This window comes from Acinetobacter lwoffii (genome assembly GCF_024129715.1).
In the GTDB taxonomy this organism is placed as follows: Bacteria; Pseudomonadota; Gammaproteobacteria; order Pseudomonadales; family Moraxellaceae; genus Acinetobacter; species Acinetobacter lwoffii_U.
The window spans coordinates 1-969 of the sequence record NZ_JAMXXM010000063.1; the positions used below are offsets into that span (position 1 = coordinate 1).

1 protein-coding gene and 2 pseudogenes are annotated in these 969 nt (G+C 40.5%); 2 read left to right on the top strand and 1 reads right to left on the bottom strand.

Annotated elements, in window-relative coordinates; all coding sequences use genetic code 11:
• Positions 1 to 186: 186 nt before the first annotated feature.
• Positions 187 to 542, top strand: a pseudogene (locus tag NI462_RS14885) (type II toxin-antitoxin system RelE/ParE family toxin).
• Positions 535 to 837, top strand: a complete 303-nt coding sequence (locus tag NI462_RS14890) for a helix-turn-helix domain-containing protein (protein ID WP_001140620.1) — start codon at positions 535 to 537, stop codon at positions 835 to 837. Before NI462_RS14885 ends, NI462_RS14890 begins: the two are co-directional and overlap by 8 nt.
• 41 nt (positions 838 to 878) lie before the next feature.
• Here the strand turns inward: NI462_RS14890 and NI462_RS14895 are convergent.
• Positions 879 to 969: pseudogene (locus tag NI462_RS14895) on the bottom strand (IS6 family transposase); the annotation flags it as partial.

The window sequence follows — 969 nt, forward strand, 5'->3', positions numbered from 1 at the left end:
GGTTAAATTGAAAGGACTGACCCCTGTAGAATACAGAAATCAGTCCTTAGAAATTGCCTAACTTACTGTCTAACTTTTGGGGGTCAGATCAGGATGCCGGGGTTTTTTATTGCCTATCCTTTCTCATTTGCAAAACAAACATAATGCCCCTAAAATATAGACTATAATCTATATTTTGGTTGTGGTATGTGGACAGTCATTACGACAGATCTATTTAATCAGTGGCTTGAACAGCAGATGAACCTACACAAGAGAAGGTCCTAGCTGCCCTGGTTGTTCTACAGCAGCAGGGACCGAGTTTAGGCCGTCCTTTAGTAGATACTGTGTATGAGTCTAAATTTACCAATATGAAAGAACTGCGTGTTCAACATCGCGGTAGACCCTTAAGAGCTTTCTTCGCATTTGATCCCTTACGACAGGCTATTGTTCTATGTATTGCTGATAAAGGCGGTAAAAAGCGTTTTTATAAAGACATGCTGGATATTGCAGATGAACAATACCAACTTCATCTCACTACCCTAGGAGATAAATCTAATGGCTAAGACTCTGCAAGAATTGTTAGCTAGCCGCTCTCCAGAGAGCCAAGCCCGTATTCAAAAAATGGCTGATGAATTACTGCTAGAAAATCAGCTTCATCTTATTCGTGAAGAACTCGAAATTTCTCAAAAAGAGCTTGCTGAAACTTTGGGAATAAAACAGCCATCGCTTTCAGCAATAGAAAATCGTGGCAATGATCTTAAGATTTCAACCATGAAAAAGTATGTTGAGGCAATGGGTGGGAAGCTCCGTATTGATGTAGAGCTTCCAACAGGAAAACATATAGGATTCAACGTTTAACAATAAAAATGGGAGCTATAGGCTCCCATTTTTAGATTCGTATAACGTTGAACCCAACGGTAAATAGTCGTGTGATCAACATTCACACCCCGTTCGGCCAGCATTTCCTGCAGTTCACGATAGCTAATGCCA